The sequence below is a fragment of the Altererythrobacter sp. B11 genome, from assembly GCF_003569745.1.
GTDB lineage: Bacteria > Pseudomonadota > Alphaproteobacteria > Sphingomonadales > Sphingomonadaceae > Croceibacterium_C.
Genome location: NZ_AP018498.1, coordinates 2,323,796 through 2,349,968 on the forward strand (window position 1 = coordinate 2,323,796; position 26,173 = coordinate 2,349,968).

Here is a 26,173-nt window from a genome sequence, read left to right on the forward strand (position 1 = left end):
CGGTCGCGGTGCAGGGCAGGAACCGGCCGTGCTGACACGGCAATCCTTCGCCCCGCTGATCGATCTCCTCTACCCGCCACGCTGCCCGGCTTGCGGTGCCGGCATTGCCGCGCAGGATGGGCTTTGCGCCCTGTGCTGGGGTGAGCTGGCAATCCCGGGCGAACCCGCCTGCGCCCGATGCCAGCGCCCCTTCGCGAGCGATTCGCTGGGGGAGGGGGCAATCTGCGCTCCATGCCTCGCCAGCCCGCCGCGGCACGACGGCATCGCCGCCGCTACACTCTACAACGATGCGTCGCGTCGCCTCGTGCTCGGCTTTAAGCACGGCCGCCGGATCGGGATGGCCGCGATGCTCGCCCGGCTCATCGCCGCGCGCCTCCCGATTCTGGAGGGCGAATGGCTGGTGGTGCCTGTGCCGCTTCATCGCTGGCGGCTGTGGCAGCGTGGCTACAACCAGTCCGCTCTGCTGGCCCGCGAGATCGCGCGCATCCGCGGCCAGCGCGTGCTCGTGGACGGGCTGCTGCGGACGAAGGCTACGCCATCTCTCGGTGGCCTCGGCCGCAAGGCCCGCGCGCGGGCGCTTTCCGGCGCGATCATCGTCCGGCCCGGCGGCGCCGCTCGCCTGCAGGGCTCGAAGGTGATTCTGGTGGACGATGTGATGACCAGCGGTGCCACCTCCGCTGCCTGTGTCAGCGCTTTGAAGCGCGCCGGGGCGGAGAAAGTGCTGGTGGCCTGCTTCGCCCGCGTTCTGGACGAGGCGCTGTGAGCGTGGAGCAGACAAAGCAAAACGCCCGGGAGCAAGCCCCCGGGCGTTCGCGTGACGAAAATCGCTGGGCCAGCAACACATCACCCCCCACGCGGATGTGGTGGCCCAAACCCTCATGTTTCGATCCGTCCTTCCCGGACAGGTATCGATACCCCCCAATACCTTGGCGCATTTCCGGCGCTACCGGTCTTGAAGCGCGGCCCGTCACGGCCGCAGAACCTGTTAATCCCACTGAAAGGCTCGGATACAAAGAGCCTTCGCAGCGCATCATGGATTTTGCGGGCAGTCTGTGGTTATCGTGCAACAAACGATCACGTCGCGGACAGATCACCGCCACAAGAGCAAAGGAAACGAGCAATCTCGGGACACAGTGACGATGTCGCGCTGCGGGAACAGGGGGAGAATTTTCTCCCGAAGTTTGGCGAGACAGGCCTGATAACCGCCATAGCCCAGGATGTCGGAACCGGCGAGATCCTGATGGTCGCCTTTATGGATCGCGAAGCTCTGGCGAAGACGCGCGAAACCGGGCTCGCCCACTTCCACTCGCGCAGTCGCGGGCGCCTTTGGCTGAAAGGCGAGACCTCCGGCCATACGCTGAGCGTAGAGACGATACTCGTGGACTGCGACCAGGATGCATTGGTGCTGAAAGTCCATCCTGCCGGGCCTGCATGCCACACGGGCGCGCGCAGTTGCTTCTACCGGGCATTGGACGGTGAAAAGCTGACTCGCCTTGAGAACTGAGCGGCGCTAATCGGCATATTGTTATGCCTGATTACAATCCTCCTGCTCGCGATGTGCGTTTCGTTCTGAAGACGCTGCTCCGCATTCCTTCGCTCGCCAACACGCCGGCCTTCGCCATGGTGGACGAGGATTTGATCGATACGATCGTGGAAGAGGCTGGCCGGTTCTGTGCCGAAGTCTTCGCGCCACTCAACCCGGTGGGCGACATGCAAGGCTGCAAGCGCCATCCGGACGGCAGCGTCACTACGCCCGAGGGTTTCGCTTCCGCCTATCAGCGATATTGCGAATCGGGCTGGGGCACGCTGGCCCTGCCGGAGCAATATGGCGGGCAGGGCATGCCGCATGTGCTTGCGACCGTGGTGGAGGAATTCGCCAACTCCGCCTGCCATGCGCTCTACATGTATCCGGGGCTCACACACGGCGCCGTTTCGGCGCTGCTGGCCAAGGGCAGCGAGGAGCTGAAGGACATCTATCTGCCGCGCCTCGTTTCGGGCGAGTGGCTTGGGACGATGGCCCTGACCGAGGCGCATTGCGGCACGGATCTTGGGCTGCTGCGCACCCGGGCCGAGCCGCTGGAGGATGGCAGCTTCGCAATCAGCGGAGAGAAGATCTTCTGTTCGGGGGGCGAGCATGATCTCACTGCCAACATTGTGCATCTGGTGCTGGCCCGCACCCCGCAGGCGGCGGCGGGCTCGCGCGGCATATCCCTGTTCGTCGTGCCGAAGTTCATTCCCGATGCGGAAGGGGAGCCCGGCGAGCGCAATGCCGCGACCTGCGGTGCGATCGAGCACAAGATGGGTATTCGCGGCAGCGCCACCTGCGTAATGAATTTCGACCGCGCGAAGGGCTGGATGGTTGGCGCAGAAGGCGAAGGCTTGGCGGCCATGTTCATCATGATGAACGCGGCGCGCCTGTCCTGCGGCAACCAAGGGCTGGCTCAGGCGGAGCGTGCCTATCAGGGGGCGGTCACATACGCGCTGGAGCGGCGGCAGGGGAAGGCGGCAGGCGAACGGCCCGATCCTACCGCCGCGGCCGATCCGTTGGTGGTGCATCCCGATGTGCGGCGCATGCTGATGGATGCCCGTGCCTTTACCGAGGGATTTCGCGCGCTGGTGCTGTGGACTGCGCTGCAGATCGACCTGTCTCATGCCTCGGAGGATGCGGAAGAGCGCCGGCGAGCGGATGAGCTAGTCGGTTTCCTCACCCCGGTTATCAAGGCTTTCGGCACCGATCGCGGCTTCGAAACGGCCGTGGACATGCAGCAGATCTTCGGCGGGCATGGGTATATCGCCGAATGGGGCATGGAGCAGATCGTGCGGGATGCGCGTGTGGCGCGCATGTACGAAGGCGCCAATGGCGTGCAGGCCCTCGACCTCGCCGGGCGCAAGCTGGCGCGCGACGGCGGAGCGATGGCGGAGGTGTTCTTCTCGCTCGTGGAGGCGGATTGCTCCACCGCTCCGGCGTTCATCGCCACGCCCCTGCGCGAGGCACTGTCGGAGGCGCGCGCCGCCGCCCGCTGGCTGATCGACCATGCGGGCGACGATCCGAACACGCTGGGCGCCGGCTCCTATCCGTTCCTGCAGGTGATCGGCACGCTCGCGATTGGCTGGATGTGGGCGCGCATTGCCGCCGTGGCAGAGGAGGAGGCAGAAGACCCCTTCAACGCGGCCAAGCTTGCCACGGCGCGGCATTATGCGGGGCGCAGCCTGCCGCGCTGTGCGTCGCTGCGCCGCGAGGTGGAAGCCGGCGCCGAGGCGCTGATGGCTATCCCGGCAGAGCTGTTGCAGCGGGCCTGATACTCAGCTCTCGAAGCCGAACAGCAGGCTGTCGGGATCGTGTTCCCGGCGCAGACGGGTGAGGCGGCGCAGAGCTTCCGATGTGAAGCATTCCGCCACTCTTCCGTTGTCCGCAGCAAGGCTGGCTTCCCCCACATAGCGGCCGTCTCGATGAGGGGCGAGCGAGACATTCGCGGCGCGCACCCAGTCTAGGTGCAAGGGATCGTCTATCGGATCGTCCCACATGGCGTAGATACCCGCTTCATTGCCGCCGCCAACCGAAAGGGCACCATCGCGCCCGAAGGCAAAGTTGGGCACGCACTCGCCGCCGCCAAAGCCGAACAGATTGATGGTAGAGGACTTGCCGGGAATCCCCGCAAGATGGTGCACGGCGAGGAGCATCTCTCCAAGCGATGACTCGCTCCAGATATGGTCTGCCGCCACGCGCTTGCCGGTCGGCATGGAGGAGAGCTTGGTCAGATCGGCGAAGTCGGTCACCTCCCATTCCGGCGCTCCAATCTGCCGCGCAGGGGGCAGGGGGCTGTCGAAGGAGCCGATGCGGCGCCAGGCCTCTCCGCTCTCCTGCGCCATTCCCACGGCGCGGATTGCAATGGCCGGCTCGCCGGTATGAATATCCGGCCCCACCAGGCAGGCGATCTCCGAGGAGGAGTGGGCTCCACGGACCGCACGGTCGAGCCAGTCTGCCATCAGGGGCGCGTCCGCGGCGGCGAAGCGTCCGCTCCAGGTCGCGGCGGCCTGGGGGAGGGGGTGAAGTTTCAGCCGATAGCGTGTGGCCACGGCGCAGAGCCCTGCTCCGCCACCGCGCGCTGCCCAGAACAGCTCCGGGTGAACCGTCTCACTGGCCTGAAGGACGGCGCCGCTTGGCAGCACCAGTTCCACCTCGCTCACACTCGCGCAGGCCGGGCCCCAGCTGCCGGAATTCCACCCGAAGCCGCCGCTGAGCAGATATCCGCTCAGGGATACGTCGGAACAGTGGCCGATGGGGAAGCCCAGCCCATACTGGGCTAGTTCCTCGATCAGCCGCCCACCCTGAACGCCCGCGCCGACCCAGGCGGAGCGGGCGCCGGCATCGATGGCTATTTCATCGAAGCCGCCCAAATCGAGCAGGAGGCAATCGTCGCGCAGCGCGCGCGCCTCGTAATTGTGCCCGCCGCCTCGGGGAGACACGCGGATCCCCTGAGCGCGGGCGAAGCGCAGGGCCTCCGCCACTTGTTCGGCCCGGCTTACGCGCACGATCAGCGCTGGCGCACGAGAATCGGCGAGGCGCTTGTTCCAGCTCAGCGCGTCGCGCACCTCGCCATATTCCGGGTTGCCGCTGATGGTGACTTTGGCCCCGGTGGGGCAGAGGGTTTCAATGGCAAGGCGGGCGAATTCGGCGGATGATGTCATCCGCGTTAAGCGAGCACCTCGTCGAACAGTTCCAGCATGGCTGCCCAGCTCTGGCGATCAGCGCTGGGGTCATAGGCGGTGGCGGGGTTGGGATTTGCATCGGGGTTGCAAAAGCCGTGCTTCACCCCGCTGTAGGCGTGGAAGTGCCAGTTTCCGCTCGCAGCATCCATCTCTTCCCAGAACGCCAGCACCTGAGCTCGCGGCACGAGCGGATCGGCGTCGCCGTGGCAGATCAGGATGCGCGTGCGCAGGTCGCCCGGCCGGGCCGGTTCATCTGTGCTCAATATGCCGTGAAAGCTAACGGCGGCGAAAAGCGGCGCGCCGTCGCGGGCCAGTTCCAGCGCCGCCTGCCCGCCCATGCAGAAGCCGATCGCACCGATCGGCAGCCCTTCGGCACTCTCCATGGTGGCAAGGGCGCGGACGGCCGCACGCAGCCGGCGGCGATAAGTCTCCGGCGTGTCGCGGATTGCCATGGCGCAGCTGCGCGCGGCATCCATGCTTTCGGGCTGCTCGCCGTAGAAGTCCGCCACCAGCGCCAGATAGCCGGCATCGGCCAGCGCGCGTGCCTTCGCCAGCACGAAGCGGGTGGGATTCATGATGGTCGGGAATACCAGCACCGCCGCGCGCGGCGTGCCCGTGGGCCGTGCCACATGGCCCGTCAGCCGCGTTTCGCCGTCGCCGTAGGCGAGGGGTTCAAGATCGCTCATTGGGGCAGGAATTCCGGCACCGAGAGATAACGCTCTCCCGTATCGTAGTTGAAGCCCAGGATCCGCGTGCCCGGGGCAAGCTCGCCAGCCTTGGCCTTGATCGCGGCGAGGGTGGCGCCGCTGGAAATGCCAACCAAGAGGCCCTCCTTGCTTGCGCAAAGCCGGGCCATCTCCTTGGCGTCTTCCGCGTCGACCTTGATGGCTCCGTCGATCGCCTTGGTGTGGAGGTTTTCCGGGATGAAGCCGGCGCCAATGCCCTGGATCGGGTGCGGTCCGGGCTGGCCGCCGCTGATGACGGGCGAAAGCTCGGGCTCGACGGCATAGGCCTTCAGCTCCGGCCAGCTCTTCTTCAGCTCTTCCGCGCAGCCGGTCAGATGGCCGCCGGTCCCCACGCCGGTGATCAGCACCGCGGGCGGGGCATCGGCGAAATCGGCCAGGATTTCTTGCGCCGTGGTGGCCGCGTGGATCGCGGGATTGGCCGGATTGTCGAACTGCTGCGGCATCCACGATCCCGGCGTCTTTTCCACCATTTCGCGCGCGCGCTCCAGCGCGCCCTTCATGCCCTTTTCCTTGGGCGTGAGGTCAAAGCTCGCGCCATAGGCGAGCATCAGCCTGCGACGCTCCACGCTCATGCTCTCGGGCATGACGAGGACGAGCTTGTAGCCCTTCACGGCGGCCACCATGGCGAGGCCGATGCCGGTGTTGCCGCTCGTCGGCTCGATAATCGTGCCGCCGGGCTGGAGCGTGCCGTTCTTCTCCGCATCCTCCACCATGGCCAGCGCGATGCGGTCCTTGATCGAGCCACCCGGATTGGCGCGTTCGCTCTTCACCCACACCTCGTGATCGGGGAACAGGCGCGCCAGGCGGATGTGCGGCGTGTTGCCGATGGTCGCGAGAACATTGTCGGCCTTCATGCTTTTTGCTCCTCTCCGGAATCCTCTGGGAGATATTTGGGGCTAAAGGTCCGCGCCCGGCGAAGTTCCGGGAAGATCCATGCCCACAGCGCAGTGATCACTATCGCACCGACTCCGCCGAACACAACCGCCCCGGTGGCGCCGAGCAGGCCGGCGGCGAGGCCCGACTGCAATTCGCCCAGCTCGTTGCTGGCGGAGATGGCGAGGCCCGATATGGCGGACACGCGGCCGCGCTTGTCGTCGGGTGTGTTGAGCTGGACCAGCGAACTGCGAATATACACGGAAATCATGTCCGCGGCGCCGAGCGCCGCCAGCAGCAGCAGTGAAAGCGCGAAATTGCGGGATAGTGCAAAGCCGATCGTGGCGATGCCGAAGGCCACCACCGCCCAAAGCATCTTTACGCCGACGTTGCTCTCGAACGGGCGGAATGACAGCCGGGCGGCGACCAGTGCCGCACCAACCGCCGGAGCCCCACGCATGAAGCCGAGGCCCTCTGGCCCCACGTGCAGGATGTCGCGCGCAAACACGGGCAGCATCGCGGTCGCGCCGCCGAGCAGCACGGCAAACAGGTCCAGCGTGATGCAGCCCAGCAGGAACCGCTCTCCGGCGACGAAGCGGAACCCGTCGGTGATCTGGCGCAGAGGATGCGCCGGTGGCCCCTCGTGCTTGGCGCGCATTGGACGAACCGTGGAGATCAGCATGCCCGAAACCAGCAGCAGACCGGCGGAGAGATAGTAGGGCAGCGAATTGCTGTGGCCGAACAACAGCCCGCCGGCCGCGGGTCCGATTACCGTGCCCACCTGCCAGGCGATGGAACTGAGCGCGATCGCGCGAGGCAGCAGCGCGGGGGGCACGATATTGGGCGCGATGGCCGAGAGGGCAGGGCCGTTGAACACGCGCGCCGCGCCATGGCTGGCGGCCAGGGTGAAGAGCAACGGCAGCGTGAGTGCGTCGAGATGCGTCGAAACCGCCAACGCAAGCGCGATGCAGCAATCGACGACATTGGCGCACAGCACCACCCGCCGCCGGTCAAACCGGTCGGCCACCACGCCGGCCACGGGCGTGAGCAGAAGGATCGGCAGGAACTGTGCGAAGCCCAGCAGCCCCAGCATGAATGCGGCGTCGCGCGTGCCCATGCCGTAATCTGCGCGGGCGACGTCGTAAGTCTGGTAGCCGACCAGCACCACCATCGAGAGGGTGGCGAAAACAGCGAGAAAACGCGCGAGCCAGAAGCGCCGGTAATCGGCAATCTGCAGCGGCGACGTGGGACTATCGGTGGTAGCGGTCACCCGCGCCCAATGGCAGGCGGCAGCGGCGCTGCCAAGCAGGCTCAACTTGGTTGGGCTTCAGCCTGGCTTTTGCCCGCTGTTCTCCGCAGGCAAAGGAGTGGCCGGAGCTCAGCCCTTGCTGCGCAGGCGCGGATTGGGCTGCAGCTCGCGAATGATGGCGGTGAAATCGTCCTGCCGGATGATGCGTTCGAACTGGAAGCCGGCGCGATCCTCGGTCGTCCAGATGCAATAGGCTTCGATCCGCCCGATCACCGGCAGGCGGATCATCACGCGCCCCCCGCGTTCCAGCTTCGGCGAGTGGTCGGTCATGAAGCCATGCGCCGAGATATTCGCGATGTGCAGCCGTAAATCGCCGCGCTCGCGATGCTCGGCGATCACCAGGTGATCGACGGGGTGGCGCGCGGAACGGCGCATGTCGGTTACAGAGAGCTGTGCCCCGCCGGCCATGTTCGAGCGCCTTTCCTTTTTCTTCGAAGCCACTCCGATGGCAGAAAAAGCTGGAGAAAGGGTAAAGACCGACTCAGCAGCCGCGCAAAATCCCGTGGCGCTTCTTGCCCACGCTGATTTTCGCCTCGGCGCCTGCGGCAAGCTGGATCAGGTGAGCCGGATCGGTGATCGCGACATCGTCCACGCGCACGGCCCCTTCGGCGATCTTCCGCTTGGCTTCGCCATTCGAAGCGGTAAAGCCGATGGCGGCGCAGGCGGCACCCAACCGAACGCCTTCGGCGGTCACTTCCAGCACCGGCAGATCCTCGCCCAATCCGCCGCCGGCAAAGGTTTGCGCAGCGGTCGCTTCCGCGCCGCGAGCCGCGTCCTCGCCACGCACCAAGGCGGTGACTGCATTCGCCAGGACAACCTTGGCGTGGTTGATGTCGGCGCCTTCCAGGGCTTCCAGCCGGGCGATCTCGTCCAGCGGCAGATCGGTGAACAGGCGCAGGAACTTGCCAACATCCTGATCGTGCGTGTTGCGCCAATATTGCCAGAAATCATAGCTCGGCAGCTGCGCTTCGTTGAGCCACACCGCCCCGGAAGCGGTCTTGCCCATCTTTGCCCCGTCGGCAGTGGTCACCAGCGGGGTCGTCAGGCCGAACAGTTCCGTTCCATCCATGCGCCGGGCAAGCTCGATCCCGTTGACGATATTGCCCCATTGGTCGCTGCCGCCCATCTGAAGGCGGCAACCGATCCGCTGCGACAGCTCGCGGAAGTCGTAGGCCTGCAGGATCATGTAGTTGAATTCGAGGAAGGTCAGCGGCTGCTCCCGCTCCAGCCTCAGACGAACGGAATCGAAGGTGAGCATGCGATTGATGGTGAAATGCGGGCCCACCTGACGGAGCAGCTCGACATAGCCGAGCTCGCTCAGCCACTCGTCATTGTTGACCATCACGGCGTCTGTCGGCCCGTCACCGAAGGTCAGCAGGCGTTCGAAGACGGTGCGAATGGAGGCGATGTTGCCTTCGATCGCTTCGGTCGTGAGCATGCGGCGGCTTTCGTCCTTGCCCGACGGATCCCCCACCTTCGTCGTGCCGCCGCCCATCACCACCACGGGCTTGTGCCCGGCCTGCTGCAGCCTGCGCAGCATCATGACGGACGCCATATTGCCGACATGGAGCGATGGCGCCGTCGCATCGAAGCCGATATAGGCGGGCACGATCTCCCCGCCCGCAAGGGCGTCCAGCCCCGCAGGATCGGTGACCTGATGAATGTGGCCGCGCTCGTCGAGCAGGCGGAGGAGATCGGATTGGTACTGGCTCATGTCGCTCTCTTCGTTTCGGCGCGGGCGCGTAGCACGCGAAGGGGCACATGCAAAACTATCCGCTGACGGCGCATCCCGACTTTCCGCCGCTGGCCGCCCGGCGCGTGGAGGCGCGGGTGATCGGCGCCGATGCCAATTGGCTGCGCCTTCGCTGGCGTATCGACGGGGTGGAGAAGCTGGTTGTCCCGTCATTTGGCGGGAAAGGACGGGCTGACGGCCTGTGGCAGACCACCTGTTTCGAGCTGTTCCTCCGCCCCGACGGCGGCTCTGCCTATTGTGAATTCAACCTGTCGCCGTCCGAGCGGTGGGCCGCCTATGATTTCGCGTCCTATCGCGAGGGCATGAGCGAACGCCTGGCGCCGCGAGAGCCCAACTGCACGATGCGCCTGGGCCAAAGCATGGCCATCTTCGATGCCGCCATACCGCTGCCTGCCCTGCCGGCTGCCGATTGCGCGATGGGGTTTAGCGCGGTGATCGAGGAGGAGGGGGGCACAAAGTCCTATTGGGCGCTGGCGCATCCCGCAGGTAAGCCCGATTTCCATGACGCGGCTTGCTTCACTGGCCGGCTTGCGGCACCGGAGGCGGCATGAAATTCGGCATTGACCGGCTGCTGGCCGATCCGGACCTGAGAAAGCCACTGGAAGGCCGGCGCGTGGCACTGGTTGCCCATCCGGCCTCGGTTACGGAGAATCTCACCCATTCGCTGGACGCGCTGATCGAGGCGGGGGTCAATGTCACCGCCGCCTTCGGCCCGCAGCATGGGATCAAGGGCGACAAGCAGGACAATATGGTGGAGACGCCGGACGAGGTGGATCCGCGCTACGGTATCCCGTTATTCAGCCTCTACGGCGAAGTGCGCCGGCCCAGTGCGGCCATGATGGACAGTGCCGACGTCTTCCTGTTCGACCTGCAGGATCTCGGCTGCCGCATCTACACCTTCTGCACCACGCTGCTCTATCTGCTTGAAGAGGCGGCGGCGAAGGGCAAGTCCGTGTGGGTGCTGGATCGCCCGAACCCCGCGGGGCGGCCGGTGGAGGGCACGCTGCTGTTGCCGGGGCAGGAGAGCTTCGTCGGCGCCGGCCCCATGCCCATGCGACACGGCCTGACTATGGGCGAGATGGGGCACTGGTTCGTGCAGCGCTTCGGGCTCGATGTCGATTACCGCGTGGTCACCATGGAAGGCTGGCTGCCGGATGCGGCACCGGGCTTTGGCTGGCCGGAGAGCCGGATCTGGATCAACCCGAGCCCCAACGCGGCGAGCCTTAACATGGCGCGCGCCTATGCCGGTACGGTGATGCTGGAAGGCGCCACACTTAGCGAAGGCAGGGGGACGACCCGTCCGCTGGAAGTGCTCTTCGGTGCGCCTGATGTGGATGCCGCTGCCGTACTGGCAGTAATGCAGGCGCAGGCACGGGAATGGCTTGACGGTTGTGCGATCCGGCCGTGCTGGTTCTCGCCGACCTTTCACAAGCATGCGTGCGAACTGTGCAGTGCATTGATGGTCCATGCGGAAGGCAAGTTCTACAACCACGCAGCTTTCCGGCCTTGGCGCCTGCAGGCGCTGGCCTTCAAGGGCATCCGCACGCTCTATCCCGATTACGACCTGTGGCGGGATTTCCCCTATGAGTATGAGCTGGAACGGCTTGCGATCGACGTGATCAACGGCGGCCCGGCGCTGCGGTTGTGGGTGGACGATGCCGCCGCCCAGCCGGGGGATCTGGAAGCGATCGCAGCCCCGGACGAGGCGCAATGGTGCGATGAAGTGGCGCCGCTGCTGCTGTACTGAAGGCAGCAGGAGGGTCGGGGATTTCGCTTGCCCTCCGCCGCGGCGCCTCGCTAAGCGAAGACAAAATCAACGGGAGATCGCGATGCTCAAGCTCTACAGCTTCGGCCCTGGCGCCAATTCGATGAAGCCGATGCTCACCCTCTTCGAGAAAGGGCTGGAATACGAACAGCATCTGCTCGACCCCTCGAAGTTTGAGCACCATTCCGACTGGTTCAAGAAGGTCAACCCGCGGGGCCAGGTGCCGGCGCTGGTGGATGGCGACAAGGTCGTCACCGAAAGCACTGTGATCTGCGAATATCTCGAAGATGCGCACCCTACCGAGGTGAAACTACGGCCGGATGATCCGTATGACCGGGCACAGATGCGGGTGTGGACCAAATGGGTGGATGAGTATTTTTGCTGGTGCGTGTCCACAATCGGCTGGCACCGCGGCGTGCGCCACATGGCGCAGAAGCTCACCGATGCGGAGTTCGAGGAGCATCTGAAGAACATCCCGATCCCGGAGCAGCAGCTGAAGTGGCGCCGCGCGCGCGAGGGCTTCCCGCAGGATCTGCTGGACGAGGAGATGCGCAAGATCGGTGTCTCCGTCCGCAAGCTGGACGACCATCTGGCCGATCACGAATGGCTCGCTGGCGAAATGTTCACACTGGCGGACATCTGCAATTTCTCCATCGCCAACGGCATGCAGAATGGCTTTGCCGAACTGGTGAACACCAGCGACACGCCGCATCTGGTTCGCTGGATCGAACAGATCAATGCGCGCCCGAAGGTGCGCGAGATGTTCGAAAAGGTGCCTCGCGAAAGGCTCGGTCCGCCGAAGGATTGAGCCGACCGGCTTCCGTCTTAAATCTTTCCTTACCACCGTGTGCCTAGATCTCCCGCAAACAGGGGCGGGCGCAGCGAGTTATGGAGCAGACGGTAGTCGAGCGGGAAAATGCGAGCGTGCTCGATCGGATACCGCGCGACTGCGGCGATGTAACAGTCGGCTGCAGCGACGTGGCGGGCATTGTCCAGGCGGTGATCGAATCCTCCAGTCGCCTGCGCGCAGAGCATGCAGCGCTGCAAGACACGGTGGCGGCGCTCGAGAATGACGAGAAGCACATCGCCGATGCCTGCGAGGAATCGCGCCTGCTTTCCAATCGCGCGATGGAACGGCTGGGCGAGGGCACGCAGCAGATCCATTCGTCCCTCGGCGTGGTCAGCGAGTTGCTCGATCTCGTGGATACGCTCACCCAGCATGTCACCGGCTTCGCTGCGGCGATGAACCAGGTCCGGCAGTGTTCGCTGGACATCAACAACATCGCCGAAACCACCAATATCCTGTCGCTCAACGCCGCGATCGAAGCTGCGCGGGCCGGGGAGGCGGGGCGTGGCTTTGCCGTGGTGGCGAGCGAAGTGAAGAGCCTTGCCGGCAAGACGCGCGAGGCGACTGACGAGATCGGCCGTACGATCGACGCCCTCGGTGCGGAAGCCGAGAAGGTGATCATCCGGATCGAGGAGGGCGCCAAGGCGAGCAGCGAGGCCAAGGGCTCCGTCAGCAGCATCGCCAGCACGATCGACGGCGTGAGCGCGCTCGTGGCTGAGGTGGACGCGCATAATGAAACGATTGCGCAGGCCAATGCCACCGTCAGCCGCCACGTCGTTTCCATTCGCAGCGTGCTCGACGAGTGCGACGAAGTGGCGGTGGAGAACGAAGCGGAATTGCGCGGCGCCCACGCTCGCATGGAAGAGCTGGAGATGACGGCGAGCGCCATGTTCGACACGATCGTGCATGCCGGGCTCTCGCCGATGGATAGCGTCATGGTGGAGCGCGCGCAGAGCCATGCCGCAGAACTCGTGCGCCTCACCGAAGCGGATCTGGCCTCAGGCGTGCTCAGCGAAGCCGCGCTGTTCGATCATGACTATCGGCTGGTCGCCGGATCGGCGCCGCCGCGCTATCGCACGCGGCTGGTGGACTGGGCAGATCGGAACTGGCGGCCGATACTCGACCGGCTGGCCGAATCCGATCCCTGCATCCTCGCATCGGCCTGCACCGACATGCACGGTTTCCTGCCCACCCATCTCACCTGCTATTCACGGCAGCCAACCGGCGATCTGGCACATGACACGCGCTTTTGCCGCAATGGCCGCAAGATCTTCGATCCCATCGACCGAAAGGCCAAGCAGAGCGCAGCGCCCTTCATGATGGCCGTCTACCGGCAGGAGGGGGACGGCCGCGAATATCAGGTCGTACGCAACGTTTATCTGCCGCTGCATTTCAACGGCCGCCGCTGGGGTGATCTCGAGCTGGCCTACAGCTTCGACTGAGCCGGCGGGGGCCGTTCAGCCGCCGGGAACAAGCGCCATTGCGCGCCGGGCGAGCAGTTCGAATGTCGTCTGGTCCAGTGCAGCTTCGGGAATGTTCCAGCTCATCGCCAGTGCATACCAGTCGCCCGTGCGCGAGCGGAGCAGCCAGGTGAAGTTGAGCACGCCGGGCTCAGAGCCACCCTTGTAGCCGATATAGGCCCATCGCGCGCGCTCGGCCTGGCTGGCGGCGGGCTCCACAGAGAGAATGTCCATAACGACCGGATCGCCCAGATCGCGTAGGCGCCGCAGCACGGCAGTCAGATCCAGCGTCGAGGCAAACCATTCGATGCCTAGAAGGCGCGGCCCGGCTGCGAGTGCGGCGTTCACCTCAGCAAGGCTCACCTCCTCCGGAGCCAGGCGTTCCAGCACGCTTCGCCGTACCGCGGTGTCGCCCGCCTGAAAGTCAGCGGCCAGGCCTGCCCTGCTGGGGGCCTTCAGTGCGAACATTTCCCGCGTGGTGAGGAGGGGCGTGTTGCCGCGCGGCTTGGCGTGGCCAGCAGCTGCTATTTCTGCTTCCACCGCCTCGCGCCCAAGCAGCCGGATGAGCTGGTCCGTCGCGGTGTTGTCGCTGATGGAGATCATCAGCGTGGCGAGCGTTTGCAGCGTGAGAGGCGCGCCATCGGGCCAGCCCTGCAGCTCTCCGCTGGGGAAGCTTTTCTCCCCCAGCCTCACCACCTCGTCCCATCGATGTCGCCCCTCCCGGATCGAGCGAGCCAGCGATGAGAGGACATAGAGCTTGAAGGTGGAGCCGATCGCCAGCTGCTGGTCTGCATTGTGGCTGAGCAGAGGCTCCCCGCCATCGAGCGGAGCAAGATAGATCGCCGTTTCGCCGGGCAGGGCGGCAAGGTCTGCCTGAGTTCTTTGCGCCGTATCTGCGATGAGGCGGAAATTGGTGATGAGCAGTCCTGCTATGCGTTGCGGCTCATTCGCCTCGAGCTGCATCTCGCCATCTGCCAAAGCGCGCTCAAACCGCAGCACGATCACTGCGCTGCCGGGATTTGCCCCCGGAGTGACGCTTTCGACGCCCGTCATGGCGCCGAATTGTGCGTTCATGTCACGGCTCATCGCCGCCAGGCGATCGGCCGGCACGGCGGCCAGAAAGGTCGGGGTAAACACTTCCTCTGGCGGCCGTTCACCACGCAGCACGGCCACGGCGTCGGCGGCTCTTCCAGCCAGCCTGTCTGCGCTTTCCGCCGCGGCAATCTCTTGCGCCTGGCTGCCGGCAGGAACGGCGAGAAGCAGAAGAGCGAGTACGAGCCGGATCACCGTGGTTACTCCCCTGTCTGCGCGTTCTCAGGCGTCGATCAGGTCGCGGTCGATCTCGCTCGCTCGGTTCTGGATGAAGTTGAAGCGATGTTCGGGATTGCGGCCCATCAGCTGGTCGACCAGTTCCTTCACCGCATAGCGCTGCTCATGCTCGGCAGGCAGCGTCACGCGCACGAGGCTGCGGCTTTCCGGGTTCATGGTGGTTTCGCGCAATTGCTGCGGGTTCATTTCCCCCAGGCCCTTGAAGCGGCTGACCTCCACCTTCTTGCCCTTGAACAGCCCTGCTTCCAACTCGGCGCGATGCGCGTCGTCCCGGGCATAGCGGCTCTCCTTGCCTGCCGTGAGGCGGTAGAGCGGGGGCTGGGCGAGGAACAGGTGCCCCTTGCGAACGAGCTCGGGCATTTCCTGGAAGAAGAATGTCATCAACAGGGTGGCGATATGCGCGCCATCCACATCTGCGTCGGTCATGATGATCACGCGGTCGTAACGTAGCTGCTCCGGGTCGCAATCCTTGCGAATGCCGCAACCCAGCGCGAGGACGAGGTCCGCGATTTCCGCATTCGCGCGAATTTTCTCCGCGCTGGCGCTGGCGACATTGAGAATCTTGCCCCGGATCGGGAGGATTGCCTGCATCTTGCGGTCGCGCGCCTGCTTGGCGCTGCCGCCGGCGCTGTCGCCTTCCACGATGAAGAGTTCTGTCTCGCCATCACCCTCGCCGGAGCAATCGGTGAGCTTGCCGGGAAGTCTCAGCTTCTTGGCATTGGTCGCGGTCTTGCGCTTAACCTCCCGCTCTGCCTTGCGGCGCAGGCGGTCGTCCATGCGCTCCATCACCGAACCAAGCAGGGCTCGGCCCCGCTCCATATTGTCCGTCAGGAAGTGATCGAAATGATCGCGCACGGCGTTTTCGACGAGACGCGCGGCCTCAGGCGAGGTGAGCCGGTCCTTCGTCTGGCTCTGGAACTGCGGATCACGGATGAAGACGGACAGCATGATTTCCGCGCCGGTGATCACGTCATCGGCGGTGATGTCCTTCGACTTCTTCTGTCCGGTGAGTTCGCCGAAAGCGCGAATGCCCTTGGTTAGCGCGGCGCGCAGCCCTTGCTCATGCGTGCCGCCATCCGGGGTGGGCACTGTGTTGCAGTACCAGCTGGTGGCGCCATCCGACCACAGCGGCCAGGCGATGGCCCATTCCACGCGGCCTTGATCCTCGGCGAAATCCTGCTTGCCGGTGAAGAAGTCGCTGGTGACGCATTCGCGATCGCCGACCTGTTCCTTCAGGTGATCGGCAAGGCCGCCGGGGAACTGGAACACAGCTTCTTCCGGCACATCCGCGCTGGCGAGCGAAGGAGCGCATTTCCAGCGGATCTCGACCCCGGCGTAGAGATAGGCCTTGGAGCGCGCGAGCCTGAACAGCCGTGCGGGCTTGAAGGCCCGATCGCCGAATATCTCCGTATCGGGCGTGAAGCTGACGCTGGTCCCGCGGCGGTTGGGCGTGTCACCCACCTTCGCCAGCGGTGCCAGCGGCATCCCGCGGGAGAACTCCTGCGCGAAGACTTCCCGATTACGCGCCACTTCCACGCGCGTGGCGGACGACAGCGCGTTGACCACGCTGACGCCAACGCCATGCAGGCCGCCGCTGGTGGCATAGGCCTTGCCGGAGAACTTGCCGCCGGAATGCAGGGTGGTGAGGATCACTTCGAGCGCCGACTTGCCGGGAAACTTCGGGTGCTCGTCCACCGGCATGCCCCGGCCATTGTCGGTGATGGTGAGGCGATTGCCCTCCTCCAGCGTCACCTCGATCCGGTTCGCATGGCCGGCCACAGCCTCGTCCATCGAGTTGTCGAGCACTTCGGCAGCTAGGTGATGCAGGGCCCGCTCGTCCGTTCCGCCAATATACATGCCAGGGCGGCGACGGACGGGCTCAAGTCCTTCAAGGACTTCGATGGAGGAAGAATCATAATCGCCGCTGCTCGCCTGCGGCTTGTCGAACAGGTCGTCGCTCATTCCCGGCCTATAGGGGCTGGGGTCCAGCCCCAGCAAGCTGCGTAGGGAGAGTTTTCCGCCGTGCTGCGTCGCCGGCGCCGATCAATCGAATTTCTGCGGCGCAGCTTCGACCACCGCGATCGTCCCGTTGCGCACCTCGCGCACCTCCATCGCCCGTTCACCGACGCCATCGGCGCGGAAGCGGAAGGGGCCGTCCAGCCCCAGGAAACCGTCTTTCGCCAGCAGGTTGCGGGTTGGGAAGGGCGTGCCGGGTTTCCAGTCCCGCGCCACGCGCAGGGTCAGCAGCACGGAATCATAGCCGAGCGTCGCGATGCGGAACGGCGCCTGGCCGAACCGGGCGCGATAGCTGTCCACGAACTGGCGATAGCGGGCATCGGACACGGCGGAGAACAGCGCCCCGCGCATTGCCGTGGCATCGGCGATCCCCGCTTCTCCGCTCCACAGCTCCGTGCCCAGGATCTTGGGCACCAATGCCTGCGGATCGCGCAGGGCACCGGCTGCCATGGCGGAAAGCCGCGCACCGTCGGCAATCAGCACCGTATCGAACCCGCCTTTGGCCTTGAGCCGCTCTGCCGCGCTGAGGATAGAGGTGTTGCCCCGGTCGTAGCTTTCCACGGCCACCAGGCGGCCACCATCATTCGCCACGGCGGCAGCGAGCGCTTCGCGCGCACGGCGGCCATATTCGCCATTGGGGATGAGCGCCGCGAAGTTGCGCGATCCGTGGCCGGTGGCATAGCCCACCGTCCGCTCGACCGATTGTTCGGGCACATGGCCCATCACGAACACGGTTGGCGCCGCCACGGATGCGTCGTTGGAGAAGGTGATCAGCGGCACATTGGCCGGCCGGGCCTTGCTCAGAACCGCCTCAACGTTTTCGCGCGTCAGGGGGCCGAGGATCAGGCGGTTGCCATCCGCAATTGCGCGCGCAGCGGCGCTCTCCGCGCCGGTGGCGGTGTCGTAAGTGGTGATCCGCAGGTTTTCCGCGCTCGTATCAAGCAGCGCCATGGTGGTGGCGTTGGCGATCGAGCGGCCCACTTCGGCGTTGCTGCCGGACATGGGCACAAGCAGCGCGACGCGGTGGCGGCTCGTATCGACGGGCAGCGCGGTTTCGCTCGGCTCCGGAGTCGCGGCCGGTCCCTGCGTGCCGGGCTGCACTTCTCCGCCGCCGGGGATGACCTGGCAGGCAGCGAGGCCCGTCGCGAGCGCAAGGGCGAAGAGCCCACGCTTGAGATATGCCAACATGCTTGCCGCTCCCGCTGTTCATGGTCCACAAGGCGCGCGTGAGCGACACCAGTGACCTGCAATCCTTGACGCCCGGCCTCTATATTGTCGCCACGCCGATTGGCAATCTTGGTGACATCACCATGCGCGCGGTCGAGACCCTCCGGCGGTGCGACGCCATCGCCTGCGAGGATACGCGTGTCACGCATAAACTGTTGCGGCACCTGGAAATATCGAAGCCGCTGTGGCGCTATGACGACCACAGCGATGCGGATGAACGGGCGCGGCTGATCGAATCCCTGCAGCACAAGGCGGTGGCGCTGGTGACCGATGCGGGGACGCCGTTGGTTTCCGATCCCGGCTATCGCCTGGCGCGGGAGGCGCGGGAGGCGGGGATCGCGGTGACGAGCTTGCCGGGCGCCAGCGCGCCGATCGCGGCCTTGACGATTTCTGGCCTGCCGAGCGATCGCTTCCTCTTCGCGGGGTTCCTGCCGCCCAAGGAGAAGGCGCGGCGGGACGTGCTGGCGGAGCTGGCGGGGCTGCGCGCGACGCTGATCTTCTTCGAAACCGCGCCCCGCCTGCTGAAGGCGCTGGAGGCAATCGGCGAAGTCCTGCCGGGCCGGGATGTCGCCGTGGCGCGTGAGATTACAAAGCTTTACGAGGAATGTCGCACAGGCAGTGCGAACCAGCTGGCGGAGCATTACGCCGCCCATCCGCCGCGCGGGGAAATCGTCCTGCTGGTCGGCCCGCCCGCCGATAACGCAGGCGAGGAGATGGATGCGGAGGGGCTGCTGGCGGAAGCGCTGGCGGATATGAAGCCTTCCCAGGCGGCGGCGGCAGTGGCCAAGGCCACGGGGCTCGACCGCAAGGCCCTCTATGCCCGCGCCCTCGAAATGCGCGAAAAGTGAACCGTGCAAGGGCAGAGCAACGGGGCCGCAAGGGGGAGACAATTGTTGCTTCATGGTTGCGGCTGCATGGCTGGCGGATTCTGGCCCGGCGGGTAAAGACGCCCCGCGGCGAAATCGACCTCGTCGCCCGCCGTGGCGGCACGGTCGCTTTCGTGGAAGTGAAGTGGCGCGGCGCCCCGGCGGCGCGCGACCAGGCAATCGACGAATGGCGCCTGCGCCGCGTCGCAGCGGCCGTCGAAGCGGTGGCGCATCGCTATGCCCGGCCGGGCGAAACCGTGCGGATCGACGTGCTGCTGCTTGCGCCGTGGCGCTGGCCACGCCACATCGTCAACGCCTGGCAGCCCTGAGGGATATGGAATGACTCTGCGCGTTGCGGTCCAGATGGACCCGCTTGAAAGCATCAACATCGCCGGCGATTCCAGTTTCGCCCTCATGCTCTCGGCGCAGGCGCGGGGGAGCCGGCTGTTCGTCTATGATGTGAAGTCCCTCGCCTGGGAGAACGGGCGGATCACCGCCTGGGCGCGCGAAGTGAGCGTGCAGCGCGTGGCCGGCGAGCATTTCCGTTATCTCGACGAACTGCGCCGAATCGACCTCGGCCGCGACATCGATGTGGTGCTGATGCGGCAGGATCCGCCATTCGACCTCGGCTATATCAGCGCCGCCCTGCTGCTCGACCGGCTGAAGGGCGAGACGCTGGTGGCGAACGACCCGCGCCAAGTGATCAACGCGCCGGAAAAGATGTATGTGCTGGATTATGCGCGCTTCATGCCGCCCACGCTGGTGGCCCGCAAGGCGGAGGACGTGCGCGAATTCCAGCAGAAGCACGGCGCCGTGGTGGTGAAGCCGCTGCACGGCAATGGCGGCAAGGCAATTTTCCGCATCGAGGCGGACGGCACCAATCTTTCCGCCCTGCTGGAAGTGTTCAACCAGACCTGGCCCGAACCGCATATGATCCAGCCCTTCCTTCCCGAAGTGGCGGAAGGCGACAAGCGGATCGTCCTGGTGGATGGCGAGTTCGCCGGCGCGATCAACCGCAAGCCGGGGAAGGGGGAGTTCCGTTCCAACCTCGCGCAGGGCGGCTATGCCGAAGCGGCCGGGCTGACCCCGCGCGAGGAGGAAATCTGCGCGGCGCTCGGCCCCGATCTCAAGCGGCGTGGGCTGGTGTTCGTGGGGATCGACGTGATCGGCGGCAAATGGCTGACCGAAATCAACGTCACCAGCCCCACCGGCATCGTTGCCATCGACCAGTTCAACGGCACCGACACGCCCGCGCGCATCTGGGAGGCGATCGAGGCACGGCTCGCCGCGATGCGCTGATCCTTCGGACCCTGCAGCGCAGCCGCGCGTTGGCTTCCCGGTGAACGATTTCATCATCCAGACGATCGCCTGGGGCGGCTATGCGGGCATTTTCCTGCTGATGGTGCTGGAAAATGTGATTCCGCCCGTCCCGTCCGAAGTCATCATGGGCATCGGCGGCGTGCTGGTGGCGCGCGGCCAGATGGAGTTCTGGCCGCTGCTGCTGATCGGCTCCGTGGGTTCCACGCTGGGCAATTACGTCTGGTACTGGGCCGGCCACAAATGGGGCTACGAACGGCTCGGCCAGCTGATCGAGCGCCATGGCCGGTGGCTGACAATGGATTTCGAACATGTCGAGCAGGCCGCCCGCTTCTTCCGCAAGCATGGCCAATGGGTGATCTTCTTCCTGCGCTTTTCCCCCTTCCTGCGCACCATCGTCTCGCTGCCGGCAGGGCTGGCGCATATGCCGCTGTGGCGCTTCCTGCTGTTCACCTTTGCGGGAACGGCGATCTGGAATGCCCTGCTGATCGAAGGCGGCCGCCGGCTGGCCCCGCTGATCGAGAAATACGAAAGCTGGGCGAGCTGGAGCGTGATCGGCCTGATCGCCGTCATGCTGCTGTGGTATCTCTGGCGCGTGCTGACGTGGAAACCGCGTGAACGGCGGGGTGACTGACTGGGGTTGCGCAGGGTGCGCGTCCTTCGACAGGCTCAGGACGAGCGGTTTTTGCTCCCCTTCGTCATTCCCGCGAAGGCGGGAATCCAGCCGCGCCCCGCCGTCCTTCCTGGATCCCCGCCTGCGCGGGGATGACGAGTTAGAAACAGATCCACTCGTCGTGGGTCTGTCGAAGGACGCCCTTATCCCTTCTCGCGCGGATGCGCCGAGCGGTAGGTGTCGAGCAGGGTGGCGGCGTCCACCTTGGTGTAGATTTGCGTTGAGCCCAGGCTGGCGTGGCCCAGCAATTCCTGCAGCGAGCGCAGATCGGCGCCGGCGCCCAGCAGATGGGTGGCGAAGCTGTGACGCAGCGCATGGGGCGTGGCGGTGGCCGGCAGGCCGAGGGCGCGGCGCGCGCGGGCCATCGCCTTCTGCACCATGCCCTGATTGAGCGGGCCGCCCTTCGCCCCGCGGAACAGCGGCTCGCGAGGAGCGAGCGGCCAGGGACAGGCGGCGGCGTAATCCGCCACGCCGTCGCGAACGATCGGCAGAATCGGCACCACCCGCTGCTTGCCCCCCTTGCCGGTGACGCGCAGCGTCTGCCCCAGCGGCACATCCGCGCCGGTAAGCGACAGCGCCTCCGCAATGCGCAGGCCCGCGCCATACATCAGCAGCAGCACGGCCCGATCACGGGCCCCCACCCAGCCTTCCGCGGCGGAGATTTCCACCGCATCGGCGATGTTCACGGCGTCATCCGGGGTAACGGGGCGGGGCAGGCCCTTCTTCACCCGTGGGCCGCGCAGGCGGGGCGGCGCCGCATCGGCGGCGTTCGCCTGTTCCCGTGCGAAGGCGAGGAAAGACTTGAGCGCGGAAAGCTCCCGCGCGGCGGAGACATTGCCGAGCCCTTCCGCCCGGCGCGCGGCAAGCTGGCGGCGCAGGGCAGCGGCATCGAGCTGCGCAAGCGCCGGCCAGTCCTCCGCCCCGATGGCGTCGATCAATCGGCCGGCGGCGGAGACATAGGCCCGGACTGTATGGGGGGAGCGGCGGCGGGCAGCGGTGAGATGGCCATGCCATTCCCCCAGCAGATCGGCCCGGCTCATGCCGCGGTCAGCGAATCGGAGATCAACTGGCCCAGCAGCGCATCCAGCACCGGCATGCCCTGTTCGGTCACGCCGATCCGGCTGCCGCTGCGCCAGGCCATGCCGAGGCGTTCGAGCAGGGCGAGCCGGCCCGCCTCCAGCAAGTCCGCCTCTGCCAGTCCGAAGCGAGCGGCGAGGGCGGGGGGATCGACCCCTTCGCGCAGCCGCAGGCCCATCAGCAACGCCTCGGCCGCCTGCTCGCGCGGAGCGAGGGCGGTTTCTTCCTGCAGGCCATGGCCATTGCGCCGCACCGCCTGCAGATAGTTTTCCGGCTTGCGATGACGCTGCGTGGCATGGCCACCGCGCCGGCCATGGGCGCCGGGGCCGATGCCGCAATAATCGCGATAGCGCCAATAGGTCAGATTGTGGCGGCTTTCCTCCCCCGGCCGGGCATGGTTGCTCACCTCATAGGCGGGCAGGCCCACCACGGCGGTGAGCTCGCGCGTCAGCGCGAAGAGATCGGCCGCCGGATCATCCTCCAGCGGGCTGAAGCTGCCGCGCCGCACATCGGTGGCGAATCGCGTGTTGGGTTCGATGGTCAGCTGGTAGAGCGAGAGGTGGCCGGTTCCGAAGGAAAGCGCGCGCAGCAGCTCCGCCTCCCACTGCTCGGGCGTCTGCCCGGGGCGGGCATAGATCAGATCGAAGCTGACCCGGGAAAAATGATGCTGCGCCACCTGCAGGGCGGCCAGCCCTTCTTCGGCATCGTGCAGCCGGCCGAGGAAGCGCAGCGTCTCGTCATCCAGCGCCTGCAGGCCGAGCGAGACACGGTTGATCCCAGCAGCCGCCAGCGCGGCGAAGCGCAGCGCCTCCACCGAGGAAGGATTGGCCTCCAGCGTAATCTCGATATCGGGCGCGAAGCCCCACAGCGCCTCCGCCTCCGCCAGCAGGGCGCCGACCAGTTCGGGCGGCATCAGCGAGGGCGTGCCGCCGCCGAAGAAGATCGATTCCAGGGGTTCGCCGCTGGCCAGCCGCGCCTCGTGCCGCATGTCGCTGAGCAGGGCCGAGCGCCATTCGCCCACATCCACGCTGTCGCGGACATGCGAGTTGAAATCGCAATAGGGGCATTTCTTCAGGCAGAAGGGCCAATGGATGTAGAGCGCGCGGGCCACGGGCCTGTTCTAGCTGCCGAATTGCTCCGCCACCAGCCGGGCGAAGGCATCGGCGCGGTGGCTGATGCGGTGCTTTTCCGCCGGATCGAGCTCGGCGAAGGTGCGCTCCATGCCGCGGGGCACGAACACCGGATCGTAGCCGAAGCCCATCGTGCCGCGCGGCGGCCAGGTGAGCGTGCCCTCGGCGCGGCCTTCGTAGATCGCATATTCGCCATCGGGCCAAGCGATCGCCAGCGTGCAGGAGAAGAAGCAGTCGCGCGGCGTTTCCAGGCCCATGGCGGCCAGCATGCCTTCCACCTTGCCCATGGCCATGAACCAGTCCCGCCCGGGCTCGCCTTCGAACCACTGCCGTTCGGCCCAGTCGGCGGTATAGACGCCGGGCCGTCCGCCCAGCGCCGCGACCGACAGGCCGCTGTCATCAGCGAGGGCAGGGAGGCCCGAAGCCTCCGCCGCCGCCCGCGCCTTGATCAGCGCGTTTTCCACGAAGGTGGTCCCCGTCTCCGCCGGTTCCGGCAGGCCCAGTGCCCCCGCAGAGATGCAGTCGAGCCCATAGGGCTGCAGCAGCGCGCCGATTTCCTTCAGCTTGCCTGCATTATGCGTGGCGATCACCAGCTTGCCGGAACCGAGGCGGCGGGTCATTTGCGGGTCGCCGCTTCCTGTGCCGCGAAGATCTGGTCGCAGCCCATGCGGGCGAGGCGCAGCAGGCGCAGCAGGGCTTCCTCGTCATAGGTGGCGCCTTCGGCCGTGGCCTGCACCTCGGCAATATTGCCGCCTTCGATCAGCACGAAATTGGCATCCGCATCGGCCGCCGAATCCTCGATATAGTCGAGATCGAGCACCGGGGTGCCTTCGCAAATGCCGCAGCTGACGGCGGCGACCTTGGCGGTGATCGGATCCTGGCTGATCGCGCCGGAGGCCATCAGCTTGTCCACCGCCAGCCGCAGCGCCACCCAGGCGCCGGAGATGGAGGCGGTGCGGGTGCCGCCATCGGCCTGGATCACGTCGCAATCGAGCACGATCTGGCGCTCGCCCAGCTTCTCCAGGTCCACCACGGCGCGCAGCGAGCGGCCGATCAGCCGCTGGATTTCCTGCGTGCGGCCGGACTGCTTGCCCTTGGCCGCCTCGCGGCTGCCGCGGGTGTGCGTGGCGCGGGGCAGCATGGAATATTCGCCGGTGACCCAGCCCTGGCCCTTGCCGCGCAGGAAGGGGGGCACGCGCTCCTCCACGCTGGCGGTCACCAGCACGCGGGTATCGCCGAAGCTGACGAGGCACGAGCCTTCGGCATGCTTGGTGAAGCCGGTCTGGATGTCGATGGCGCGCATTTCGTCAGGCGCGCGGCCGGAAGGTCTCATATCGAATACTCCATTGAGGCAATCGCCTTTTCGCGGGCCGCCCTAGCGACTAGATTGGCCCCTGTCATGGCTTCCCCACCGCTAACCGAACTGACCGACCGCGCGCGCGACATCTTCCGTCTGGTGGTCGAAGGCTATCTGTCCAGCGGCCATCCCGTGGGGTCCAAGGCGCTGGCCGCGGGCGGGGAGATCAATCTTTCTCCCGCCTCGATCCGCTCGGTGCTGAGCGAGTTGGAAGCGTTGGGCCTGCTCGCCGCGCCGCACACCAGCGCCGGGCGCATGCCGACCGAATCGGGCCTGCGCCTGTTCGTGGACGGGATGATGCAGGTGGCCGAGCCGACGCAGGAGGAGCGCACCGCGATCGAGCAGCGCCTCTTCGAACCGGGCCCGGTGGAGAAGGCGCTGGCGGCGACGAGCGCGATCCTCTCCGACATCAGCTCCGCCGCGGGCGTCGTCACCGTGCCGCGCCGCGAGCCGAGGCTGGCGCAGATGAGCATCGTGCGGCTGGACGAGCGGCGCGCGCTGGCCGTGCTGGTGGGGCAGGACGGATCGGTGGAGAACCGCCTGGTCGAACTGGGCGAGGGCACATCCGCGTCCGCCCTGCAGGAGGCGTCGAACTACATCACCGCGCGTCTCGCGGGCCGCACGCTGGGCGAGGCGGCGCGAGCGATGCAGGCAGAGATCGCCTCCGGCCGCTCCGCGCTGGACGCCGCCAGCAGCGAACTGGTGGAGCGCGGCCTGGCGGTGCTGAGCCAGGACGCGGCGGCGCGCCCGGTGCTGATCGTGCGCGGCCAGGCCAATCTGCTGGACGACGAGGCGCTGCGCGACATCGAGCGGATCCGCTCGCTGATCGACGATCTGGAGAACAAGCAGTCCGTTTCCGAGCTGCTCGATTCGGCGCGCGAGGCGGAGGCGACGCGCATCTTCATCGGCAGCGAGAACCGGCTGTTCGCACTCTCCGGCTCTTCCGTCATCGCGTCCCCCTATCGCGATCGCGAAGGGCGCGTGGTGGGCGTGCTGGGGGTGATCGGGCCGACGCGGTTGAATTACGCCCGGGTCGTGCCCATGGTGGATTTCACCGCCCGATCCCTGGGCAAGATCATTGGCTAATCTGGACATATCGATGAACGAAAACGAGAACCCGCGCGACGAGGCGATCGAGAAGGAGCTGGACGGCGTGCCGGAGGAATTCCTGGCCGAGGATAACGCGGAAGACACCGCGGGCCAGATGGCGCAGGAACTCGCCGCGCTGCGCGAGGAGTTGGCGACCGCCAAGCAGGAGGTGCTCTATGCCAAGGCCGACACGCAGAATGTCCGCCGCCGGCTGGAGAAGGACATGGCGGATGCGCGCGCCTATGCCGCCACCGCTTTTGCTCGCGACATCCTTTCCGTGGCCGACAATCTCGCCCGCGCCCTGCAGGCGATCCCGGGGGAACTGCGCGAGGACGGCAAGATGCAGGGGCTCGTCTCCGGCATCGAGGCGACCCAGCGCGAAATGGACAAGGTGTTCTCCCAGCACGGCATCAGCCGCATCGCCGCCAAGGGCCTGCCGCTCGACCCCAACCAGCACCAGGCGATGATGGAAATCCCCTCCGACACGGCCGAGCCCGGCACGGTGGTGGACGAAATGCAGGCCGGCTACATGATCAAGGATCGCCTGCTGCGCCCGGCCATGGTGGTAGTGGCCAAAAAGCCGGACTGAGCCCGCCCTGCGGCGGGCTGCAGGAACAACCCGCCCGCCG

The 26,173-nt window shown here is 66.2% G+C and carries 26 protein-coding genes; 13 read left to right on the forward strand and 13 right to left on the reverse strand.

The genetic code is table 11. The annotated features are described in order from the left end of the window. Window positions 1-28: 28 nt before the first annotated feature. The 3 genes from AEB_RS11080 to AEB_RS11090 all read left to right on the forward strand — a co-directional run bounded on the left by AEB_RS11080 (window position 29) and on the right by AEB_RS11090 (window position 3,300). A complete protein-coding gene (locus AEB_RS11080; RefSeq protein WP_119084595.1) occupies window positions 29-763 on the forward strand; it encodes a ComF family protein in 735 nt (244 codons plus the stop codon). 357 nt (window positions 764-1,120) lie between these two features. Further along, window positions 1,121-1,504 (forward strand): phosphoribosyl-AMP cyclohydrolase, encoded by a 384-nt coding sequence (hisI, locus tag AEB_RS11085; protein ID WP_119084596.1) that lies wholly within the window; start codon window positions 1,121-1,123, stop codon window positions 1,502-1,504. Window positions 1,505-1,527: 23 nt separating this feature from the next. Beyond that, window positions 1,528-3,300 (forward strand): acyl-CoA dehydrogenase C-terminal domain-containing protein, encoded by a 1,773-nt coding sequence (locus tag AEB_RS11090; RefSeq protein WP_119083256.1) that lies wholly within the window; start codon window positions 1,528-1,530, stop codon window positions 3,298-3,300. Window positions 3,301-3,303: 3 nt separating this feature from the next. On the opposite strand, the gene AEB_RS11095 is transcribed toward AEB_RS11090, so the two are convergent. From AEB_RS11095 to tyrS, 6 genes are all read right to left on the reverse strand, one after another. Beyond that, complete coding sequence (locus AEB_RS11095) at window positions 3,304-4,689, reverse strand: FAD-binding oxidoreductase (RefSeq protein ID WP_119083257.1); 1,386 nt, start codon at window positions 4,687-4,689, stop codon at window positions 3,304-3,306. Between the two features lie 5 nt (window positions 4,690-4,694). Next, window positions 4,695-5,396 carry a dienelactone hydrolase family protein gene (locus AEB_RS11100; protein WP_119083258.1) on the reverse strand — a complete coding sequence of 234 codons (702 nt, stop codon included), beginning with the start codon at window positions 5,394-5,396 and terminating at the stop codon, window positions 4,695-4,697. Beyond that, window positions 5,393-6,310: a cysteine synthase A gene (gene cysK, locus AEB_RS11105; RefSeq protein WP_119083259.1), complete on the reverse strand. Its 918-nt coding sequence runs from the start codon at window positions 6,308-6,310 to the stop codon at window positions 5,393-5,395. The genes AEB_RS11100 and cysK overlap by 4 nt, the downstream gene beginning before the upstream one ends. Continuing rightward, the gene (locus AEB_RS11110; RefSeq protein WP_231958985.1) at window positions 6,307-7,638 is read right to left on the reverse strand and encodes an MFS transporter; all 1,332 of its coding nucleotides are present in this window, start codon (window positions 7,636-7,638) and stop codon (window positions 6,307-6,309) included. The genes cysK and AEB_RS11110 overlap by 4 nt, the downstream gene beginning before the upstream one ends. Window positions 7,639-7,707: 69 nt before the next feature. Next, window positions 7,708-8,046 carry a PilZ domain-containing protein gene (locus AEB_RS11115; protein WP_119083260.1) on the reverse strand — a complete coding sequence of 113 codons (339 nt, stop codon included), beginning with the start codon at window positions 8,044-8,046 and terminating at the stop codon, window positions 7,708-7,710. 73 nt (window positions 8,047-8,119) lie between these two features. After that, complete coding sequence (gene tyrS, locus AEB_RS11120) at window positions 8,120-9,352, reverse strand: tyrosine--tRNA ligase (RefSeq protein WP_119083261.1); 1,233 nt, start codon at window positions 9,350-9,352, stop codon at window positions 8,120-8,122. Between the two features lie 47 nt (window positions 9,353-9,399). Between tyrS and AEB_RS11125 the strand changes: the two genes are divergently transcribed. The 4 genes from AEB_RS11125 to AEB_RS11140 all read left to right on the forward strand — a co-directional run bounded on the left by AEB_RS11125 (window position 9,400) and on the right by AEB_RS11140 (window position 13,445). Continuing rightward, window positions 9,400-9,942: a DOMON-like domain-containing protein gene (locus AEB_RS11125; protein ID WP_119083262.1), complete on the forward strand. Its 543-nt coding sequence runs from the start codon at window positions 9,400-9,402 to the stop codon at window positions 9,940-9,942. Then, the gene (locus AEB_RS11130; RefSeq protein WP_119083263.1) at window positions 9,939-11,138 is read left to right on the forward strand and encodes an exo-beta-N-acetylmuramidase NamZ family protein; all 1,200 of its coding nucleotides are present in this window, start codon (window positions 9,939-9,941) and stop codon (window positions 11,136-11,138) included. Before AEB_RS11125 ends, AEB_RS11130 begins: the two co-directional genes overlap by 4 nt. 82 nt (window positions 11,139-11,220) lie before the next feature. Further along, window positions 11,221-11,964, forward strand: a complete 744-nt coding sequence (locus AEB_RS11135) for a glutathione S-transferase family protein (RefSeq protein WP_119083264.1) — start codon at window positions 11,221-11,223, stop codon at window positions 11,962-11,964. Between the two features lie 80 nt (window positions 11,965-12,044). After that, window positions 12,045-13,445, forward strand: a complete 1,401-nt coding sequence (locus tag AEB_RS11140) for a methyl-accepting chemotaxis protein (protein WP_119083265.1) — start codon at window positions 12,045-12,047, stop codon at window positions 13,443-13,445. A gap of 15 nt (window positions 13,446-13,460) precedes the next feature. Here AEB_RS11140 and AEB_RS11145 read toward each other — a convergent pair whose 3' ends face one another. From AEB_RS11145 to AEB_RS11155, 3 genes are all read right to left on the reverse strand, one after another. Continuing rightward, a complete protein-coding gene (locus AEB_RS11145) occupies window positions 13,461-14,750 on the reverse strand; it encodes a serine hydrolase (protein ID WP_119083266.1) in 1,290 nt (429 codons plus the stop codon). A gap of 27 nt (window positions 14,751-14,777) precedes the next feature. Then, window positions 14,778-16,754, reverse strand: a complete 1,977-nt coding sequence (gene parE, locus AEB_RS11150) for a DNA topoisomerase IV subunit B (protein WP_119083267.1) — start codon at window positions 16,752-16,754, stop codon at window positions 14,778-14,780. A gap of 81 nt (window positions 16,755-16,835) precedes the next feature. After that, on the reverse strand, window positions 16,836-17,996 hold the full coding sequence (locus AEB_RS11155) for a penicillin-binding protein activator (RefSeq protein ID WP_119083268.1): 1,161 nt from the start codon (window positions 17,994-17,996) through the stop codon (window positions 16,836-16,838). 20 nt (window positions 17,997-18,016) lie between these two features. Between AEB_RS11155 and rsmI the strand changes: the two genes are divergently transcribed. Genes rsmI through AEB_RS11175 form a run of 4 tightly spaced genes read left to right on the forward strand, consistent with a single transcriptional unit; the run spans window position 18,017 to window position 20,852 of the window. Further along, the gene (gene rsmI / locus AEB_RS11160; RefSeq protein WP_119084598.1) at window positions 18,017-18,883 is read left to right on the forward strand and encodes a 16S rRNA (cytidine(1402)-2'-O)-methyltransferase; all 867 of its coding nucleotides are present in this window, start codon (window positions 18,017-18,019) and stop codon (window positions 18,881-18,883) included. Further along, window positions 18,880-19,230 (forward strand): YraN family protein, encoded by a 351-nt coding sequence (locus AEB_RS11165; protein ID WP_119083269.1) that lies wholly within the window; start codon window positions 18,880-18,882, stop codon window positions 19,228-19,230. The genes rsmI and AEB_RS11165 overlap by 4 nt, the downstream gene beginning before the upstream one ends. A gap of 10 nt (window positions 19,231-19,240) precedes the next feature. Continuing rightward, window positions 19,241-20,200: a glutathione synthase gene (gene gshB, locus AEB_RS11170; RefSeq protein ID WP_119083270.1), complete on the forward strand. Its 960-nt coding sequence runs from the start codon at window positions 19,241-19,243 to the stop codon at window positions 20,198-20,200. A 40-nt stretch (window positions 20,201-20,240) separates the two neighbouring features. After that, the gene (locus AEB_RS11175; protein ID WP_172593068.1) at window positions 20,241-20,852 is read left to right on the forward strand and encodes a DedA family protein; all 612 of its coding nucleotides are present in this window, start codon (window positions 20,241-20,243) and stop codon (window positions 20,850-20,852) included. 182 nt (window positions 20,853-21,034) lie between these two features. Here AEB_RS11175 and AEB_RS11180 read toward each other — a convergent pair whose 3' ends face one another. From AEB_RS11180 to rph, 4 genes are read right to left on the reverse strand one after another with little or no spacing between them, the layout of a single operon-like run. Continuing rightward, a complete protein-coding gene (locus tag AEB_RS11180; RefSeq protein WP_119083271.1) occupies window positions 21,035-21,931 on the reverse strand; it encodes a tyrosine recombinase XerC in 897 nt (298 codons plus the stop codon). Continuing rightward, window positions 21,928-23,079 (reverse strand): radical SAM family heme chaperone HemW, encoded by a 1,152-nt coding sequence (gene hemW, locus AEB_RS11185; protein ID WP_119083272.1) that lies wholly within the window; start codon window positions 23,077-23,079, stop codon window positions 21,928-21,930. Before hemW ends, AEB_RS11180 begins: the two co-directional genes overlap by 4 nt. A gap of 9 nt (window positions 23,080-23,088) precedes the next feature. After that, window positions 23,089-23,718, reverse strand: coding sequence for an RdgB/HAM1 family non-canonical purine NTP pyrophosphatase (gene rdgB / locus AEB_RS11190; RefSeq protein ID WP_119083273.1), 630 nt, complete (start codon window positions 23,716-23,718; stop codon window positions 23,089-23,091). Then, window positions 23,715-24,431, reverse strand: coding sequence for a ribonuclease PH (rph, locus tag AEB_RS11195; protein WP_119083274.1), 717 nt, complete (start codon window positions 24,429-24,431; stop codon window positions 23,715-23,717). Before rph ends, rdgB begins: the two co-directional genes overlap by 4 nt. A gap of 66 nt (window positions 24,432-24,497) precedes the next feature. Between rph and hrcA the strand changes: the two genes are divergently transcribed. Continuing rightward, entirely contained in the window at window positions 24,498-25,541 is a 1,044-nt protein-coding gene (hrcA, locus tag AEB_RS11200) for a heat-inducible transcriptional repressor HrcA (RefSeq protein WP_119083275.1), read from the forward strand. 13 nt (window positions 25,542-25,554) lie between these two features. After that, window positions 25,555-26,133, forward strand: a complete 579-nt coding sequence (gene grpE / locus AEB_RS11205) for a nucleotide exchange factor GrpE (protein WP_119083276.1) — start codon at window positions 25,555-25,557, stop codon at window positions 26,131-26,133. Window positions 26,134-26,173: the final 40 nt, after the last annotated feature.

What these genes read in the sequence shown, in the direction of transcription:
- AEB_RS11180 (WP_119083271.1), bottom strand. Translation starts at nt 21,931, where the DNA reads ATGAGCCGGGCCGATCTGCTGGGGGAATGGCATGGCCATCTCACCGCT.
- AEB_RS11090 (WP_119083256.1), top strand. Translation starts at nt 1,528, where the DNA reads ATGCCTGATTACAATCCTCCTGCTCGCGATGTGCGTTTCGTTCTGAAG.
- AEB_RS11100 (WP_119083258.1), bottom strand. Translation starts at nt 5,396, where the DNA reads ATGAGCGATCTTGAACCCCTCGCCTACGGCGACGGCGAAACGCGGCTG.
- grpE (WP_119083276.1), top strand. Translation starts at nt 25,555, where the DNA reads ATGAACGAAAACGAGAACCCGCGCGACGAGGCGATCGAGAAGGAGCTG.
- gshB (WP_119083270.1), top strand. Translation starts at nt 19,241, where the DNA reads ATGACTCTGCGCGTTGCGGTCCAGATGGACCCGCTTGAAAGCATCAAC.
- parE (WP_119083267.1), bottom strand. Translation starts at nt 16,754, where the DNA reads ATGAGCGACGACCTGTTCGACAAGCCGCAGGCGAGCAGCGGCGATTAT.
- rsmI (WP_119084598.1), top strand. Translation starts at nt 18,017, where the DNA reads ATGGTCCACAAGGCGCGCGTGAGCGACACCAGTGACCTGCAATCCTTG.
- AEB_RS11140 (WP_119083265.1), top strand. Translation starts at nt 12,045, where the DNA reads ATGGAGCAGACGGTAGTCGAGCGGGAAAATGCGAGCGTGCTCGATCGG.
- AEB_RS11095 (WP_119083257.1), bottom strand. Translation starts at nt 4,689, where the DNA reads ATGACATCATCCGCCGAATTCGCCCGCCTTGCCATTGAAACCCTCTGC.
- hrcA (WP_119083275.1), top strand. Translation starts at nt 24,498, where the DNA reads ATGGCTTCCCCACCGCTAACCGAACTGACCGACCGCGCGCGCGACATC.
- AEB_RS11155 (WP_119083268.1), bottom strand. Translation starts at nt 17,996, where the DNA reads ATGTTGGCATATCTCAAGCGTGGGCTCTTCGCCCTTGCGCTCGCGACG.
- rdgB (WP_119083273.1), bottom strand. Translation starts at nt 23,718, where the DNA reads ATGACCCGCCGCCTCGGTTCCGGCAAGCTGGTGATCGCCACGCATAAT.
- cysK (WP_119083259.1), bottom strand. Translation starts at nt 6,310, where the DNA reads ATGAAGGCCGACAATGTTCTCGCGACCATCGGCAACACGCCGCACATC.
- tyrS (WP_119083261.1), bottom strand. Translation starts at nt 9,352, where the DNA reads ATGAGCCAGTACCAATCCGATCTCCTCCGCCTGCTCGACGAGCGCGGC.
- AEB_RS11130 (WP_119083263.1), top strand. Translation starts at nt 9,939, where the DNA reads ATGAAATTCGGCATTGACCGGCTGCTGGCCGATCCGGACCTGAGAAAG.
- AEB_RS11115 (WP_119083260.1), bottom strand. Translation starts at nt 8,046, where the DNA reads ATGGCCGGCGGGGCACAGCTCTCTGTAACCGACATGCGCCGTTCCGCG.
- AEB_RS11125 (WP_119083262.1), top strand. Translation starts at nt 9,400, where the DNA reads ATGCAAAACTATCCGCTGACGGCGCATCCCGACTTTCCGCCGCTGGCC.
- rph (WP_119083274.1), bottom strand. Translation starts at nt 24,431, where the DNA reads ATGAGACCTTCCGGCCGCGCGCCTGACGAAATGCGCGCCATCGACATC.
- AEB_RS11135 (WP_119083264.1), top strand. Translation starts at nt 11,221, where the DNA reads ATGCTCAAGCTCTACAGCTTCGGCCCTGGCGCCAATTCGATGAAGCCG.